General features: G+C 73.3%; 15 protein-coding genes. 10 read left to right on the plus strand and 5 right to left on the minus strand.

Going from position 1 to position 15,127, the window contains the following annotated elements; translation table 11 throughout:
- Positions 1–83: 83 nt before the first annotated feature.
- Both MQN93_RS02745 and MQN93_RS02750 read right to left on the minus strand, forming a co-directional pair.
- Positions 84–515: a CBS domain-containing protein gene (locus tag MQN93_RS02745; RefSeq protein WP_016431698.1), complete on the minus strand. Its 432-nt coding sequence runs from the start codon at positions 513–515 to the stop codon at positions 84–86.
- Positions 515–913 (minus strand): DUF2795 domain-containing protein, encoded by a 399-nt coding sequence (locus MQN93_RS02750; RefSeq protein ID WP_016431697.1) that lies wholly within the window; start codon positions 911–913, stop codon positions 515–517. Before MQN93_RS02750 ends, MQN93_RS02745 begins: the two co-directional genes overlap by 1 nt.
- A gap of 130 nt (positions 914–1,043) precedes the next feature.
- Between MQN93_RS02750 and MQN93_RS02755 the strand changes: the two genes are divergently transcribed.
- On the plus strand, positions 1,044–1,232 hold the full coding sequence (locus MQN93_RS02755) for a hypothetical protein (RefSeq protein ID WP_016431696.1): 189 nt from the start codon (positions 1,044–1,046) through the stop codon (positions 1,230–1,232).
- Here the strand turns inward: MQN93_RS02755 and MQN93_RS02760 are convergent.
- Positions 1,189–2,979 (minus strand): thiamine pyrophosphate-requiring protein, encoded by a 1,791-nt coding sequence (locus tag MQN93_RS02760; protein ID WP_242708120.1) that lies wholly within the window; start codon positions 2,977–2,979, stop codon positions 1,189–1,191. The genes MQN93_RS02755 and MQN93_RS02760 overlap by 44 nt on opposite strands.
- Before the next feature lie 259 nt (positions 2,980–3,238).
- Here MQN93_RS02760 and MQN93_RS02765 point away from each other — a divergent pair, with 259 nt between their 5' ends.
- The 4 genes from MQN93_RS02765 (at position 3,239) to MQN93_RS02780 (ending at position 7,499) form a co-directional block, all read left to right on the plus strand.
- Complete coding sequence (locus tag MQN93_RS02765; RefSeq protein WP_037780155.1) at positions 3,239–4,033, plus strand: RNA polymerase sigma factor SigF; 795 nt, start codon at positions 3,239–3,241, stop codon at positions 4,031–4,033.
- Positions 4,034–4,217: 184 nt separating this feature from the next.
- A complete protein-coding gene (locus tag MQN93_RS02770; RefSeq protein ID WP_242708121.1) occupies positions 4,218–5,033 on the plus strand; it encodes a hypothetical protein in 816 nt (271 codons plus the stop codon).
- 109 nt (positions 5,034–5,142) lie between these two features.
- On the plus strand, positions 5,143–6,390 hold the full coding sequence (locus tag MQN93_RS02775; protein WP_242708122.1) for an aminotransferase class I/II-fold pyridoxal phosphate-dependent enzyme: 1,248 nt from the start codon (positions 5,143–5,145) through the stop codon (positions 6,388–6,390).
- A complete protein-coding gene (locus MQN93_RS02780) occupies positions 6,387–7,499 on the plus strand; it encodes an MBL fold metallo-hydrolase (RefSeq protein WP_242708123.1) in 1,113 nt (370 codons plus the stop codon). The genes MQN93_RS02775 and MQN93_RS02780 overlap by 4 nt, the downstream gene beginning before the upstream one ends.
- A gap of 27 nt (positions 7,500–7,526) precedes the next feature.
- On the opposite strand, the gene MQN93_RS02785 is transcribed toward MQN93_RS02780, so the two are convergent.
- Both MQN93_RS02785 and MQN93_RS02790 read right to left on the minus strand, forming a co-directional pair.
- Positions 7,527–8,159, minus strand: coding sequence for a DedA family protein (locus MQN93_RS02785; RefSeq protein WP_016431690.1), 633 nt, complete (start codon positions 8,157–8,159; stop codon positions 7,527–7,529).
- Entirely contained in the window at positions 8,156–8,929 is a 774-nt protein-coding gene (locus MQN93_RS02790) for an MBL fold metallo-hydrolase (RefSeq protein WP_242708124.1), read from the minus strand. Before MQN93_RS02790 ends, MQN93_RS02785 begins: the two co-directional genes overlap by 4 nt.
- A gap of 84 nt (positions 8,930–9,013) precedes the next feature.
- Here MQN93_RS02790 and MQN93_RS02795 point away from each other — a divergent pair, with 84 nt between their 5' ends.
- The 5 genes from MQN93_RS02795 (at position 9,014) to MQN93_RS02815 (ending at position 15,073) form a co-directional block, all read left to right on the plus strand.
- A complete protein-coding gene (locus tag MQN93_RS02795) occupies positions 9,014–9,415 on the plus strand; it encodes a hypothetical protein (RefSeq protein WP_016431688.1) in 402 nt (133 codons plus the stop codon).
- Between the two features lie 156 nt (positions 9,416–9,571).
- Positions 9,572–11,632: an alkaline phosphatase family protein gene (locus tag MQN93_RS02800; RefSeq protein ID WP_242708125.1), complete on the plus strand. Its 2,061-nt coding sequence runs from the start codon at positions 9,572–9,574 to the stop codon at positions 11,630–11,632.
- A gap of 93 nt (positions 11,633–11,725) precedes the next feature.
- Positions 11,726–12,787: an ATP-binding protein gene (locus MQN93_RS02805; RefSeq protein ID WP_242708126.1), complete on the plus strand. Its 1,062-nt coding sequence runs from the start codon at positions 11,726–11,728 to the stop codon at positions 12,785–12,787.
- On the plus strand, positions 12,784–14,595 hold the full coding sequence (locus MQN93_RS02810; RefSeq protein ID WP_242708127.1) for a vWA domain-containing protein: 1,812 nt from the start codon (positions 12,784–12,786) through the stop codon (positions 14,593–14,595). Before MQN93_RS02805 ends, MQN93_RS02810 begins: the two co-directional genes overlap by 4 nt.
- 52 nt (positions 14,596–14,647) lie before the next feature.
- Positions 14,648–15,073, plus strand: a complete 426-nt coding sequence (locus tag MQN93_RS02815; protein ID WP_016431684.1) for an OsmC family protein — start codon at positions 14,648–14,650, stop codon at positions 15,071–15,073.
- Positions 15,074–15,127: the final 54 nt, after the last annotated feature.

The raw sequence follows: 15,127 nt of genomic DNA on the forward strand, positions 1-15,127 counted from the left end.
GCGTCCTTCTCGTCTCGCGTCCTTCTCGTCTCGCGTCCTTCTCGTCTCTCTCGGCTCTCCGGGCCTTCTCGGCGTGCCTCGCCTCACCGGGCGTCCCGGTCGGCGGGTTCGGCGCGGCTGATCTGCGCGAGCGCCGAGTCCGGGTCCTGCGCCTCGGCCAGGTCACCGAGGCTCACCATCCCCACCGGCAGCCCGTCCTCCACGACGGGCAGCCGCCGGACCGCGTGGGTGCGCATGAGCGCCACGGCGGCCCCGACGGGATCGTCGGGCGCCAGCAGCACCGGATCGCGGGTGCACACGGACTCCGCGCTGACCACCGCCGGATCGTCACCGTCCGCGACCGCTCGTACGGTGATGTCACGGTCCGTGAGCACCCCGACGACCTGCTGCCCGTCGGCCACCACCACATCGCCGATGTCCTGGGAGCGCATGAGCTGCGCCGCCTCGACGAGGGACGCGTCCGGGCGGACGGCGACGACCCCGGGAGTCATCACCTCCCTGACGAAATCGGCCATCACCGCGAGCCCTTCGGGACGTTCCCGGGGCGGGTCAGCGCCTTCGTCAGCTCCTGCACGTTCGCATAGCGGTCCGTACGGGGCAGCCGCCCCAGGGCCTCGACGAGGACGTCGGGGGCGTTCTTGCGGCGCAGCACGCCCGTCAGCTCACGGGGACCCGCGGGGAAGGAGCTGCGGCCGAGGATCCGGGCCAGTTCCAGCCGTACCGTCTCGAACGACGCCCCGGATCCTCCCGGCGCCACCGGACCGCCCGCGACCTGCGGGTCGTCGTCGGCGACGGGCTCCGGGTCGTGCCACTCCTCCGCCCGCGTGGGGTGCCCGGAACGGAGCAGTCCCTGCAGTTCGTGCTTCATCTCCTCGTCGCGGTGGACGCTCAGCCGGTCATTGCCTCGCTGCATGTCTTTCTCCAGATCTTCCGGGGTCCGCACCGCGTACCCGATGACCGGAGGCCGACACCGCGTTTGCCGATCGTGCGGCAGGAAACTCGGAGGGGGCCTCCCACAAGCAGGACCTGGGGAAGGACGTGCCATGGCACTGCTCGCGGTGATCATCCCGATTCTGATGCTCGGCGTGGTGCTGGCTCTGGGCCGCTACGAGGAACTGCTGCTCCCGCGCGGACCGGACGACGGCGACCGGGACGCCCTGCAGCCTCCCGGCCCCGTCGCCCCCGCGGTCACTTCCCGCGGTGGGGCAGAAACTCCTGCACCTTTGCCTTGAACCCCTGCTTGACCATGCCGGCGCGGTCCGCGTCCCCCTTGAGGATCGAGGCGGCCGTGGCCTCCATCTGCTCCCAGGTGGCGTGCGGCGGGATCGGCGGGACCGCCGGGTCGGTGAGGAACTCGATCACCGCCGGACCGTCCGCCTCGAGCCCCGCGCGCCAGCCCGCCTCGACGTCCTCGGGCTTCTCCACCCGCACCCCGGTCAGCCCGAGGGAACGGGCGAACGCGGCGTACTGCACGTCCGGCAGCTCCTGCGAGGGCAGGAAGGACGGGGCGCCCTCCATGGCCCGCATCTCCCAGGTCACCTGGTTGAGATCGCGATTGTTGAACACGGCGACGACCAGTCGCGGGTCCTCCCACAGATCGCGGTACTTGGCCGCCGTGATCATCTCCGCCAGACCGTTCATCTGCATCGCGCCGTCCCCGACCAGCGCGATCGCGGGCCGGTCCGGGTGGGCGAACTTCGCGCCGATCGCGTACGGCACCCCGGGCCCCATCGTCGCCAGCGTGCCGGAGAGCGAGGAGCGCATGCCGGGCCGCATCGTCAGATGCCGGGCGTACCAGTTGGCCGCGGAACCCGAGTCGGCGGTGATGATCGCGTTCTGCGGCAGCAGCGCGTCCAGCGCATGCGTGACGTACTCCGGATTGATCGGGTCCGCGGACTGCTGCGCCCGCCGCTCCATCACCTCGCGCCAGCGCGCGACGTTGTCGCAGATGGTGTCGTACCACTCGGGTCCCCGGTCCTCGCCGATCAGCGGGATCAGCTGCTGCAGGGTCGCCTTGGCGTCGCCGACGAGATTGACCTCGTAGGGATAACGCATCCCGACCATGTGCGGATCGATGTCGATCTGCACGGCGCGCGCCTTGCCGAAGTCCGGCAGGAACTGGCTGTACGGGAAGGAGGAACCGATGGTCAGCAGGGTGTCGCAGTCCCGCATCAGCTCGTACGACGGACGGGTGCCCAGCAGCCCGATCGAGCCGGTGACATAGGGGAGTTCATCGCTCAGGACGTCCTTGCCGAGCAGCGCCTTGGCCACGCCGGCCTTCAGCCGCTGGGCGATCTGCTCCACCTCGGCGCGCGCTCCCGCGGCGCCCTGGCCGACCAGAATGGCCACCTTGTCACCGGAGTTGAGGATCTCCGCCGCCCGCCGCAGGGACTCCTCGGACGGCACCGCCGTCCAGGAACTGCGGTCCAGGCTGGAGGGAACCATCTTGAACTCGTGCGTGGGCGGGGAGTAGTCGAGCTCCTGCACATCACCGGGGATGATCAGCGCGGTCGGGCTGCGGCGGGCGTACGCGGTGCGGATCGCGCGGTCGAGGACGTTCGGCAGCTGCTCCGGCACCGTCACCGTCTCCACGAAGTCCGAGGCGACGTCCTTGAACAGCGTGTGCAGATCCACCTCCTGCTGGTACGAGCCGCCCATCGCGGTGCGGTGCGTCTGACCGACGATCGCGAGCACCGGGACGTGGTCGAGCTTGGCGTCGTACAGACCGTTGAGCAGATGGATCGCGCCGGGCCCCGAGGTCGCCGCGCACACCCCGAGACGGCCGCTGAACTTGGCGTATCCGACCGCCTCGAACGCCGACATCTCCTCGTGCCGGGACTGGACGAACCGCGGCTGGTCGTCAGCCCTGCCCCACGCGGCGAGCAGTCCGTTGATGCCGTCGCCGGGATAGCCGAAGACGTGGTCCACCCCCCACTCGCGCAGTCGTTGCAGGATGTGGTCGGAGACCTTGACGCTCATGTGCGGACCTCCCGGGCCTGTGGCGGACGGACTGGCAGTCGTCTACGGGGCGAGTCACCGCGACCGCCGCCGGAAAACCTGTGCGGGTGTTTGCGACGGGGGTGCGGGGGCAGGCGCAACACCAGTGCTTCGGACAGGAGGCACGTCCGTGGGAACGGCCCTGCGCCGCCCCGGTCGCGCCTGTCCCGTCCCGAAGGCGCATCCGAACTCCCACGGGGACCGTCCGCCCCAGAGCATCTTCGAGGGAGTTGCGACGCACATGCCCACGACAGCGAGCGCGAAGCACCACCCGCACGACGACGCCCCGGACACCGCCGAGGCCTTCCGTACGCTCGTGGGGCTCCCTCCGGGTCCACAGCGCGACGCACTGCGCGCACGCATCGTCGAGGCCTGGCTGCCCATGGCCGAGCGGCTCGCGGGACGGTTCCGCAGCCGTGGCGAGAGCTACGAGGACCTGCGGCAGGTCGCGTCCCTCGGCCTGGTCAAGGCCGTGGACCGCTACGACCCCGAACGCGGCAACGCCTTCGAGAGCTACGCCGTGCCCACCATCACCGGCGAGATCAAGCGGCACTTCCGCGACCACATGTGGACGCTGCACGTGCCGCGCCGGGTCCAGGACCTGCGCAACCGCGTCCGGTTCGCGGCGCAGGAACTCTCCCAGACCACCCCGGGCCACGGGCCCACCGTCGCGGAGATCGCCGCACACGCGGGCATGAGCGAGGAGGACGTCCGGACCGGCCTGGAGGCGCTGGAGAGCTTCACCGCCCTCTCCCTCGACGCCGAACTGCCCGGCAGCGAGGACGGCTACTCCCTCGGCGACGCCCTCGGCGCGGCCGACCCCGCGCTGGACACCGTGGTGGACCGCGAGGCCGTCAAACCGCGGCTCGCGGCGCTGCCCGAGCGGGAGCGGACCATCCTCTACATGCGGTTCTTCGGCGGCATGACGCAGAGCCGGATCGCCGAGCAGCTGGGCATCTCCCAGATGCACGTGTCCCGGCTGATCAGCCGGTCCTGCACGCGGATGCGGGACCAGATCATGCACGACGTGGCGTAGGCGGCGCCGTGGGGACGTCCGGGCGGGCCGGGTCACCCGCTCGGGCGTCCCTTGTCGCGCGAATGGGGCCCGGCCGCGCGCGCCTCGCGGGGAACGGGGCTCTGATGGGCTAGGGAGCACGGCCGGGCCATGAAGCGCGGCAAGGGGTGCTCCCGCCACATCGCCCGTCGAAGGAGCCCTCCCCATGCGTTCCACCGCCCGTGTGCTGTCCGTGGCGGCCCTGGCCAGTGCCACGCTCGGCTTCGCCGCCTCGGCCGCCCTCGCGGACCCGGCCGCGGAGGTCACTCCGAGCACCGTCTCCCCGGGTGGCAGCGTCACCGTCACGGTCACCTGCGAGCCCACCGGCGGCGAGGCACCCGCCACCATCGACGCCACCTCCGAGGCCTTCGACGAGGGCACCGTCCAGCTGCAACGGGTCCCCGGCGCCGACGAGGCCTCCGGCACCTCCTACCGCGGCACCGCCCGGGTCTCCGGCACGGACGACCTCGCGGGCGACGCCGCGGACGAGGCGGTCCCTGACGAGCCGCCCGCGGACGAGGCCGCCCCGGACGGCGCCCCCGCGGACGAGGCGGCCCCCGGTGCTGCGGCCCCCGACACGGCGGCCGAGGAGGTCGCGTGGACCGTCGAGGGCACCTGCCCCGGGGCGCCCGGCGGCAAGGGCAAGGAGTGGAGCGCCACGTTCCACGGCGGCCACGGCGGTGGGGGAGGCGGCGTCGCCGGCGGAGGTGATGTGCCCGGGGGAGCCGGCCACGTCCCCGGAGGGTCGAGCGACGTCCCCGGCGGATCGAGCCATGTCCCCGGCGGACCGAGCGACGTCCCCGGAGGCGGCGGGGTCGGAGGCGGAGGCGGCGGGCCGGTCCAGCACGGGGTGCAGGCCGGTGAGGGCGGCACCTTCACCGACTCCGTGCCCGCCCTGGTCGCCGGCGGCATCCTGATCGCGGGCGCGCTGGGCGCGGCCGTATACCGGATGTGGCACAGGGGCTCCGTCCCGCGCGGCTGACGCGCCGCCTGCCGACCCGTGGTGTGACGGGCGCAACCCCGGCGGACGGCCATGGCCCTGCGGCACCCTGGGTACTCGGAGCCCGAGGCACGACTGCGCGGAGGTACGCATGCGGCGGACGGACCCGGAAGGCCACGGCCCCGTCCGCTACGGGCCACCTCTCCCCGAGGACGGACTGCCCGTGCCGCCCGAACTCGCCGACGCGCTGACCGCGGCCGCGACACGGTCCGACAGCGAGCCGATCGGCGGCGGACCCGCACTGCTCCAAGCCGCCTGCGGCTACTGGGAGCGGCGCGGCCTGCCCACCGAGGGCGGCCTCGTGGCGGCGGCTCCCGGCGCCCCCGCCCTGCTGCTCGCCCTGACCGCCGCGCTCGGCGGCGACGTCCTGGTGCCGAGGCCCTGCGCGGCCTGGTGGGCGCCGTACGCACGCCTGTTGGGAAGACCCGCCTTCCATGTCGCGACGCCCGCCGAGAGCGGTGGCGTCCCGGACCCGTACGCCCTCCTGGAGACCGTGCGCAGGGTGCGCGCCGAGGGCGGTGACCCGCGGCTGCTCGTCCTGTCGGTCGCCGACGACCCCACGGCCACCGTCGCCCCGCCCGAGGTGCTGCACGCGTGCGTGGAGGCCGCCGCGGCGGAGGGCCTGCACCTGGTCAGTGACGAGACCTGGCGCGACACCGTGCACGCCCCGCACGACACCGTGCTGGTCAGCCCCGCCGAGATGCTGCCCGACCGGGTCACCGTCGTCACCGACCTGGCGGGCGCCCTGCTGCCGCCCGGCTGGCCCGCCGCGGTGGCGCGCTTCCCCGGGGACGAGCCCGGCCGTGCGCTCCACGCGCGCGTGCTCGACGTGCTGACCGCGCTCGGGGCTCATGTCGCCGGACCGGTCGCCGCTCCCGCCGCCTACGCGCTGGGGGAGCCGGACCCGGTCACCGCGCGGGTGAGCGCCGCCGTACGGCTGCACGCGCGCGTGGCCGCCGCCGTGCACCGGGAGATCGTCGCGGCGGGCGCGGTGGCCCGGCCCCCGCAGGCCGGCCGTCATCTCTACGCCGACCTCGGCCCGCTGCGCACCGCCCTCGCCGGACACGGAGTGGGCGACGCACAGGAGTTGGAGGACTTCCTCGCGGCCCGGCTCGGCATGCCCGCGCCCGGCGGACACCGCTTCGGTGACGAACTCGGCGCGCTGCACGTCCGGCTGTCCACCGGGCCGTTTCTGGGGCATACGGACGAGGAACGCGCGGAATGCCTCACCTCTCCCACGCCGTTGGAACTGCCACACGTGCAACGCGCGTTGATCCATGTGAAGTCGGTCTTCGACGATCTCCGCGACGACGCTCAGCGATGGGAGCCTCCTCGATGACGCAACAGTCCGAGTCGACCACCACGAGCACCAGCACCGGCCCCGGCACGAGCCTGACCACGACCACCACCACCACGACCACGACCGCGACCGGCCAGGCCGGTGCCCCGGCGGCCGGGAAGAGGCTCGCGCCCCCGTTCCCGCCGCTCGCCGAACCCCGCCCCCTCGGCGAGCACAGGGTGTGGCCGCGGACCTTCCACGACCGTCTGACCGCTCCGCTGCCCGGCCTGAAGTCCATGGCCCGCTTCGCCCGCGAGGGCTCCGTACGCCCCGACCGCGAGGGCCTCGCCGACATCCCCCGCCTCCCGTACGAACCGGCACCCGTGCCCCGTGTCGACGCCCGCACGGTCGCCGTCTCCTGGGCGGGGCACGCCAGTTGGGTCGTGCAGATCGGCGGCCTGACCGTCCTCACCGACCCGGTCTGGTCCCGCCGCATCCTCGGCACCCCCACCCGCATCACCCCGGTCGGCGTCGACTGGGACACGCTGCCGCGCATCGACGCGGTCGTCATCAGCCACAACCACTACGACCACCTGGACGCGCCCACCCTGCGCCGACTCCCGCGCGCGACCCCGGTGTTCGTACCGGCCGGACTGGGCGCCTGGTTCCGTCGCCGCCGCTTCACCACCATCACCGAGCTGGACTGGTGGGAGGGGGCCGAACTGGGCGGGGTGCGCTTCGACTTCGTCCCCGCCCACCACTGGTCCAAGCGCACCCTCACCGACACCTGCCGCTCCCTGTGGGGCGGCTGGGTCCTGACGGCGCCCGACGGCCGGCGTGTCTACTTCGCCGGGGACACGGGCTACGGCCACTGGTTCTCCCGTATCGGCCGCCGCTACCCGGGCATCGACCTCGCCCTCCTGCCGATCGGCGCCTACGACCCACGGTGGTGGCTCAGCGACGTCCACTGCGACCCGGAGGAGGCGGTGAGGGCGGCCCAGGACGTCGGCGCCCGGCGGATGGCCCCCATGCACTGGGGCACGTTCGTGCTCTCCGCCGAGCCGGTCCTGGAACCCCTGACACGCGTGCGTGCCGCGTGGGAGAAGGCCGGCCTGGACCGCGACGACCTGTGGGACCTGCCGATCGGGGGATCACGCGTTCTGGACTAGGACTTGCCCTGGATCGCGGGCGCCGTCCTAGGCGGCGGTCGTCGTGCGGCGGATGCGGCGCCAGACGCCGGGGGCGGCGCCGACCAGGACGGTCAGCACGACGGCCGCCACCACGCCCTCCCAGGGCTCGTCGAAGAGCGACCCGCCCAGAATGCCGATCAGCTGATACGTCACGGCCCAGGCGAGGCACGCCGGCAGATTCCCCCGGGCGAACCGCCGCATCGGCCACTTCGCCAGCAGACAGGCCAGCATCACCGGGATACGCCCGGCGGGCACCAGCCGGGACAGCACCAGCACCGTGCCCCCGTGCTCGGCGAGCTTCTCCTGCGCCTGCGCCAGCCGGTCCTCCGGCGCGCGCGACCGGATCGCCTCCAGCCACCGCGACCCGTTCTTCGACCGCATCCCGCGCCGCCCCAGCCAGTACAGCGCCGCATCCCCGAGGAACGCGGCCACCGAGGCCGTCACGAACACCAGGGCCAGGGAGAAGGGCGCCGTCTGGTGGAAGGCGACCACGGCCGCCGAACTCACCAGCGCCCCGGTGGGGATGACCGGCACCAGCGCCCCGAACAGCACCAGCAGGAACAGCGACGGATAGCCGAGCGCCTGCTGGGTGGACTCGGGAGGCACGGTCGTCGTCGCCGTGGTGGCGAGCCACGTCACCGGGCGACCTCCAGCCGCACACTCTCCCCGTGCCTCAGCCGGTGCACCGCGACGTCCGGCGCGTACTCGGCGGCCAGGCGCACGAACTCGTCGCCGGGCGCGTGGAATTCGTGCGGGCGAACCGCGTCCATGCCGATCGGCCAGTACGTGCCGTAGTGCACCGGCACCGCACTGCGCGGCGCCAGCCGGGCCAGCGCCCGCGCCGCCCGGCCGGCGTCCAGATGCCCCTCACCGAGGTGCGGACCCCAGCCGCCCACCGGCAGCAGCGCCACGTCGACCGGCCCGACCTCGTCCGCCATCGTGTCGAACAGCCCGGTGTCCCCGGCGAAGTACGTCCGCCCCTCGCCCTCGACGACATAGCCGAGCGCGGGGGAGCGGTGCGGTCCGAGCGGCAGCCGCCGTCCGTCGTGCCGGGCGCTGACGACCCGTACGACCACGTCGCCGACCGTCACCCGGTCCCCGGGCGCCACTTCGCTCACCCGGAGACGGCCGAGCCGGCGCAGCCCCGGGACCGCCCGGGGGGCGCCCCGGGGCACGAGCAGGCGCGTGCCCTCGGCGAGCCGCTCCAGCGAGGGGACATGCAGATGGTCGGCGTGCAGATGCGACACCAGCGCCACGTCGGCGCGCGCGGCGCCGGGCGGTGGCAGCGCCCCGCGCCGGCGGCGCAGATGGGCGAGCCGGCGCGCGAACAGAGGGTCGGTCAGCAGGCGTACGCCCGAGTCGGTGACCGTGCAGGTCGCATGACCCCACCAGGTGATCTCCACGGGCACCTCTTTGCCTCCTTCGCGCGACTCCCCCGAAGCCTACGGGCAGGAGTAGGGTCGGCGCCGAAACCCAGAGGTGAGGGGGACGCCATGGGACCGGTGCGGGTCACGGCGATCGCGAGTCTGACGCCGCTCGAGGAGCTGGACGCCGATCCCTTCCTGGTGGACTCGCGCAGCCAGCACGCGATGTGCGCCCGCTGGGCCGCCGAGCGCGGCTACATCGTCAGCCGGGAGCTGCTGGTGCGGGGACTGCGGGCCGACCACTGTGTGCTGTGGGACGGCGTGCGGCCGGGGGAGGATCTGTTCGTGGCGCCCAGCCGCCGGGTGCTGGAGAGCGCGCTGTCGTCCGTCGAGGAGTTCACCGAGGAGTGCGCCCGGCGCGGGGTGCGGGTGGAGACCGTGGGCTTCGCGGAGCCCTGCTACGACGCGCAGATGAAGGCACGGGTGCACCGCCGGCTGTCGATGCCGACGGCCGGGTACGACGGACGCTGAGGTCCTCGCCCTCGCCCTGTCGCCGCTTTCGCCCCGCCCCGCGCCCCGGCTCTCGCCCCACCCCGCCCCAGGTGCCGGAACGGGTTGTCCGACCCTTGTGACACTCTGAGGACAGGCCCGCACCGACGACGGGCCGGGACGTGAGGTGGACAGGGCGTGCGTGGCGGGCGTTGGCGCAAGGTCGCCAGTCAGGTGGGGCGGAGCGCCACGGTGTGGGCGGTCTCCACGGTCACCATGCTCGTGCTCGCCGGGATCCTGCCGGACTTCCGGCTGCAGTCCCCCGACGGCGAGAGCGCCACCCACATCGCGGTCACCGCCGCGGTCGGCGCCGGAGCGTTCGGTCTGCTCTCGGCCCTGGCCTGGCCGCTGCTCGTACGGCTGCTGCTGCTCGTGCCCGCGCTGGTCCTCGGCCTGCTCGTCTTCGTGCTGAACGGCTCCCTGCTGCTCGTCGCGCTCCGCCTCAACCCCGCCAGCAGCGCGGAGGCGGCCCCGGAGACGGCCGTCGTGGTGGCCGCCGTGATGTCCGCCGTCGCCTCCGCCACCGGCGCCGCCCTCGCGGTGCGCGACGACGACGCCTACCGGCGCCGCCTCTACCGCCTCTCCGACCGCCGCCGCAGAAGGGGGCCGGCGGGCCCGTCCACGCCGGGCACGGTCTTCCTGCAACTCGACGGCGTCGGACACGACGTACTGGTGGCGGCGGCCGAGAAGGGCCTGATGCCCACGGTGGCCCGGTGGCTGGAGAGCACCCACCGGCTCACCCCCTGGCGCACCGACTGGTCCAGCCAGACCGGCGCCAGCCAGCTCGGCATCCTGCACGGCAGCAACCACGACATCCCGGCCTTCCGCTGGTACGAGAAGGACACCCGTGAGGTCATGGTCTGCAACCGCCCGACCAGCGCCGCCGAACTCCAGCGCCGTGCCGTCGAGCGCACCGGCGACGGCGGGCTGCTGAGCGCCGACGGCGCGAGCCGCGGCAACCTCTTCAGCGGCGGCGCCGACGAGCAGGCGCTCGTGCTGTCCATCGCCACCCGCCGCCGCGGCCGGGAGAACCGCTCCCGCGCGGGCTACTTCGCCTACTTCTCCGACCCGGCCAACGCCGTGCGCACCGCCATGTCCTTCGTCGCCGAGGTCGGCCGCGAGATCGGCCAGTCCACCCGGTCCCGGTTTCGCAAGCAGCGCCCCCGCGTCGCCCGCGGCGGCCTCTACCCCCTCGTGCGCGCCTTCGCGACCGTCGTGGAACGGGACGTCGTCGTCGCCGCGGTCATGGGCGACCTGCTCGCCGGACGCACCGCCGTCTATGCCGACCTGGTGGCCTACGACGAGGTGGCGCACCACTCCGGGCCGATGAGCCGTGACGCCGAGAAGGTCCTCGAACGCCTGGACCGCGCGCTGGCGCTGATCGCGAACGTCGCCGAGCACGCCCCGCGGCCGTATCGCATCGTCGTCCTGTCCGACCACGGGCAGAGCCCGGGCGAGACCTTCCGCTCCCGCTACGGCCTGGGCCTGGGTGAGCTGGTGCGGGCCGGGTGCGGGCTGCCCGTGCCGCGCAAGGCCCGGCGCACCCGCAGCGGGGCCGAGGCGCGCGCCGCCGTGCGGGCCGCGCTGCGCCGGCCCGTCGAGGCGGGCGGCGAGCAGCAGCACCCCGCCCGCCGCCGCTCCGAGCCGCTCGTGCTGGCCTCCGGCAACCTCGGCCTGGTCTCCTTCCCCGACGTGCCGCACCGGATGAGCAAGGAGGAGATCGACGCCCGCCACCCGGCGCTGCTGACCACGCTCGCCAACCACCCCGGCGTCGGCTTCCTGCTGGTGCGCAGCGAGGAGCACGGCGGGGTGGTGCTGGGCGCCCAGGGCGCGGAGATACCGCTCGACGCGCTCGACGACAAGAGCGGCCCGCTGGCCGTGTTCGGACCGGGCGCGGCCGACGCCGTGCGCCGTACGCACTCCTTCGCGCACACCGCCGACATCATGGTCAACTCCTCGCACGACCCGGCCGACGGCGAGGTCCTCGCCTTCGAGGAGCAGATCGGCTCGCACGGCGGGCTCGGCGGCGCCCAGGGCAGACCCTTCCTGCTCTCCCCGCTCGCCCTCTCCGAGCCGGTCGGCGACGGCCTCGACCTGGTCGGCGCCGAGCAGGTGCACCACGTCCTGCGCCGCTGGCTGCGCGAGTCCAACGGCCCCCAGGTGCCACTGAACACGGAGCCCGAGGAGCGGGCCGCGTGAAAATCGGCTGCGCCGGCTGATCCGTACGGACACACTGTCCGTATCGGACATCGCGCACCTGCGCGCCCTTCTCGACCCTTCTGGAGCCGCTGCGTGCAGGCAGCCGTCACCGTCACTCCCGCCCGCATACCGGAGCTGCTGCTCGGTCTCGCGACCGTGCGGCCGGTCTTCCTCTGGGGTGCCCCCGGCATCGGAAAGTCCTCCCTCGTCCGGGACTTCGCCGAATCGCTGGGACTGGAGTGCGTGAGTCTGCTGGGCACGCAGCTCGCGCCGGAGGACCTGATCGGCGTCCCCCAGATCCGCGAGGGGCGGTCCGTCTTCTGCCCGCCGGAGGCCATCGCCCGCGACGAGCCGTACTGCCTGTTCCTGGACGAGCTGAACGCGGCCACCCCGGACGTGCAGAAGGCCTTCTACTCGCTGATCCTCGACCGCCGCATCGGCAGCTACGAACTGCCGAAGGGCTCCATCGTCATCGGCGCGGGCAACCGCTCCACGGACAACGCCCTCGCGCGCCCCATCGCCTCCGCCCTCGTCAACCGCCTCACCCACGTCCATCTGGAGGCGTCCGCGAAGGACTGGCTGACCTGGGCCGCGAACAACGGCATCCACCCGTGGATCCTGGACCACCTCACCGACCGGCCCGACCACCTGTGGTCCAAGCCGCCGAAGACCGAGGAGCCCTTCTCCACGCCCCGCTCCTGGCACATGCTCTCCGACGCGCTGCACTCCTTCGGCCAGGGCCTCGACGAGGAGACGCTGAAGGTGCTCGCCCACGGCACGCTCACACCGGCGCACGCCACCGCGTTCTGCGGCTACGTCAAGATCGTGCGCAGCCGCTTCGGCATCGACGCCGTCATCAAGGGCGACGCCCGCTGGCCGAACCGCCTGGAGGACCGCGACCTGCTCTACTACCTCGCCGAGTCCTTCCGCGGCCGGCTCATCAAGGAACTCCCGGTCAGCAAGGAGCACATGTCGGCGAACGGCCGGCAGACCGCGTACCGCGCCAAGTCGCTGCTGGTGCAGCTCGCCGAGATCTCCGTGGAGGTCGCCCAGACCGTCATCGCCTCCGACGCGGACGGCAACCCCGTACTGCCCTCGTGGTTCCTCATCGAGGCCGCCCGGGACATGCCGCGCCTGGTGGAGGCGCGCCGATGAGCCGCACCCGCGGCAAGGGGGAGAAGAAGCGGGACCTCGCGGCCGAGGCGTTCGCCGAGGGGATGAAGCTGGTGCGGGCCAACCCGGCCCTGTCCGCCGTCGAGTTCGGCATCTGCGGGTCCGAGGAGTGCAAGGTCGCGCCGCGCGACGGGCTCGTCGTCGTCGACTCCGACGCCGACCTGCACATCCACCGCCGGCGCCTGGCCGATCCGGCCGCCTGGGCCTGGGCGCTCGCCCACGCCGTCCTGCACCTCGGCTTCGGGCACGTCCCGGCGGCGAAGGGCGAGCGCACCCAGCCGGACCGGTTCGACCTCGCCGCCCGCTGCGTCGTCGTCAACCGCTTCCTGCTGACCTTCACCATCGGCACCACCCCCGAGGACCTGCCCGTCTCCTATCCCGACGGCGACGAGGAGGAACTCGCCGCGCGCTGGCGGCGGGACGGACTCCCGGCCGTCTACGAACGCTGCGGCACGGCGGGCCCCGAGCCCGACCAGCTGCTGGTGCCGTGGACGGACTGGCTGGGCCAACCCCCGGACCACCAGCTGGCGTTCGCCACCGCGCTGACCCGGACGGTCTCCGCGGCGATGGACATGGCGGGCGGCCGCCGCGACTCCCTCAGCGGCGACGTGGTCCCGCAGCGTCCCTGGCAGCGGGCGCTGAGCTGGTTCATCTCCTCCTACCCGCTGCTCGGCGGCATCGCGGCCGGCATCAAGCTCGTCGCCGACGCCGAACTCACCCGCGCCCACGGCATCTCCGTCGCCGCGGTCAACCCGGAGGCGGGCGAGATCTACATCAACCCGCTGCGCGCCTTCGAGGACGAGGAATGGCGGTTCGTCCTCGCCCACGAGATGCTGCACGCCGCCCTGCGCCACGGCGACCGCTGCGGCGCCCGCGACCCGTATCTGTTCAACATCGCCTGCGACTACGTCATCAACGGCTGGCTGTGCGAGATGCAGATCGGCACGATGCCCGAAGGACTGCTGCACGACCCGGAGTTGAAGGGCCTGTCCGCCGAGGAGGTCTACGACCGCATCGCCGGCGACCTGCGCCGGATGCGCCGCCTGTCCACGCTGCGCGGCAAGGGCCTCGGCGACGTCCTCGGCGCCCCGCTCGGCAGCCCGCGCGACTACGTCGACCTCGACGAGTTCTACCGCCGGGGCCTTAGCCAGGGCCTGGACCTGCACCAGCAGCAGGGACGCGGCTTCCTGCCCGGCGGCCTGGTGGAGGAGATCCGCGCGCTCAGCCATCCGCCGCTGCCCTGGGACGCGCAACTGGCCCGCTGGTTCGACGAGTTCGTGCCCCGCCCGGAGCCCGTACGGTCCTACGCCCGCCCCTCGCGCCGCCAGGCCTCCACCCCCGACATCCCGCGCGCCGGCCGGTACTTCCCGCCCGAGGAGATCGCCCGCTGCACCTTCGGCGTCGTCCTGGACACCTCCGGCTCCATGAACCGCACCCTGCTCGGCAAGGCCCTTGGCGCGATCGCCTCCTACGCCGAGGCCCGCGACGTACCGGCCGCCCGCGTCGTCTTCTGCGACGCGGCCCCGCACGACGCGGGATATGTGCCGGTGACCGAGATCGCCGGGCGGGTGCGGGTGCACGGCCGCGGCGGCACGGTCCTGCAGCCCGGCATCGACCTGCTGCACCGCGCCGACGACTTCCCGCCGGGCGCACCGATCCTGGTCATCACCGACGGCTGGTGCGACGTGCTGCGGGTGCGCCGAGAGCACGCGTATCTGATCCCGGAGGGTGCCCGGCTGCCGTTCACCGCCCGTGGGCCGGTCTTCCGGGTGAGCCGAGACGGAATGTGATCGGATGGTGCCCAGGGACCCAGCCCAGGGAACCGCGTCGAAAGGAATCACCGTGGCTACCACGCGCACCGCACACACCGAGTGGGAAGGCAATCTGCTCGAGGGCAACGGCGTCGTCACCTTCGACTCCTCCGGCATCGGCCAGCAGCCGGTGACGTGGGCGTCGCGGGCACAGGAGGCGAACGGGAGGACCAGCCCCGAGGAGCTGATCGCCGCCGCTCACTCCAGCTGCTTCTCCATGGCGCTGTCGCACGCCCTCGCGGGTGCGGGCACCCCGCCCACCAAGCTGATCACCAACGCCGACGTCACGTTCCAGCCCGGCGAGGGCATCACCGGTATCCACCTCACGGTCGAGGGCACGGTGCCGGGCCTGGACAACGACGGCTTCGTCGCCGCCGCCGAGGACGCCAAGAAGAACTGCCCGGTCAGCCAGGCCCTCACCGGCACGACGATCACCCTGTCGGCCAAGCTCGCCTGACCCCGCCCCCGACTCGATGCCGCGCCCGGAAAACGGGCGCGGCATTGACATTCC

Origin of the sequence: Streptomyces spinosisporus (assembly GCF_022698145.1) — a bacterium.
Lineage (GTDB): Bacteria > Actinomycetota > Actinomycetes > Streptomycetales > Streptomycetaceae > Streptomyces > Streptomyces spinosisporus.

Coding starts and splice junctions, on each gene's coding strand:
- MQN93_RS02745 (WP_016431698.1), bottom strand. CDS start 515: ATGGCCGATTTCGTCAGGGAGGTGATGACTCCCGGGGTCGTCGCCGTC.
- MQN93_RS02750 (WP_016431697.1), bottom strand. CDS start 913: ATGCAGCGAGGCAATGACCGGCTGAGCGTCCACCGCGACGAGGAGATG.
- MQN93_RS02755 (WP_016431696.1), top strand. CDS start 1,044: ATGGCACTGCTCGCGGTGATCATCCCGATTCTGATGCTCGGCGTGGTG.
- MQN93_RS02760 (WP_242708120.1), bottom strand. CDS start 2,979: ATGAGCGTCAAGGTCTCCGACCACATCCTGCAACGACTGCGCGAGTGG.
- MQN93_RS02765 (WP_037780155.1), top strand. CDS start 3,239: ATGCCCACGACAGCGAGCGCGAAGCACCACCCGCACGACGACGCCCCG.
- MQN93_RS02770 (WP_242708121.1), top strand. CDS start 4,218: ATGCGTTCCACCGCCCGTGTGCTGTCCGTGGCGGCCCTGGCCAGTGCC.
- MQN93_RS02775 (WP_242708122.1), top strand. CDS start 5,143: ATGCGGCGGACGGACCCGGAAGGCCACGGCCCCGTCCGCTACGGGCCA.
- MQN93_RS02780 (WP_242708123.1), top strand. CDS start 6,387: ATGACGCAACAGTCCGAGTCGACCACCACGAGCACCAGCACCGGCCCC.
- MQN93_RS02795 (WP_016431688.1), top strand. CDS start 9,014: ATGGGACCGGTGCGGGTCACGGCGATCGCGAGTCTGACGCCGCTCGAG.
- MQN93_RS02810 (WP_242708127.1), top strand. CDS start 12,784: ATGAGCCGCACCCGCGGCAAGGGGGAGAAGAAGCGGGACCTCGCGGCC.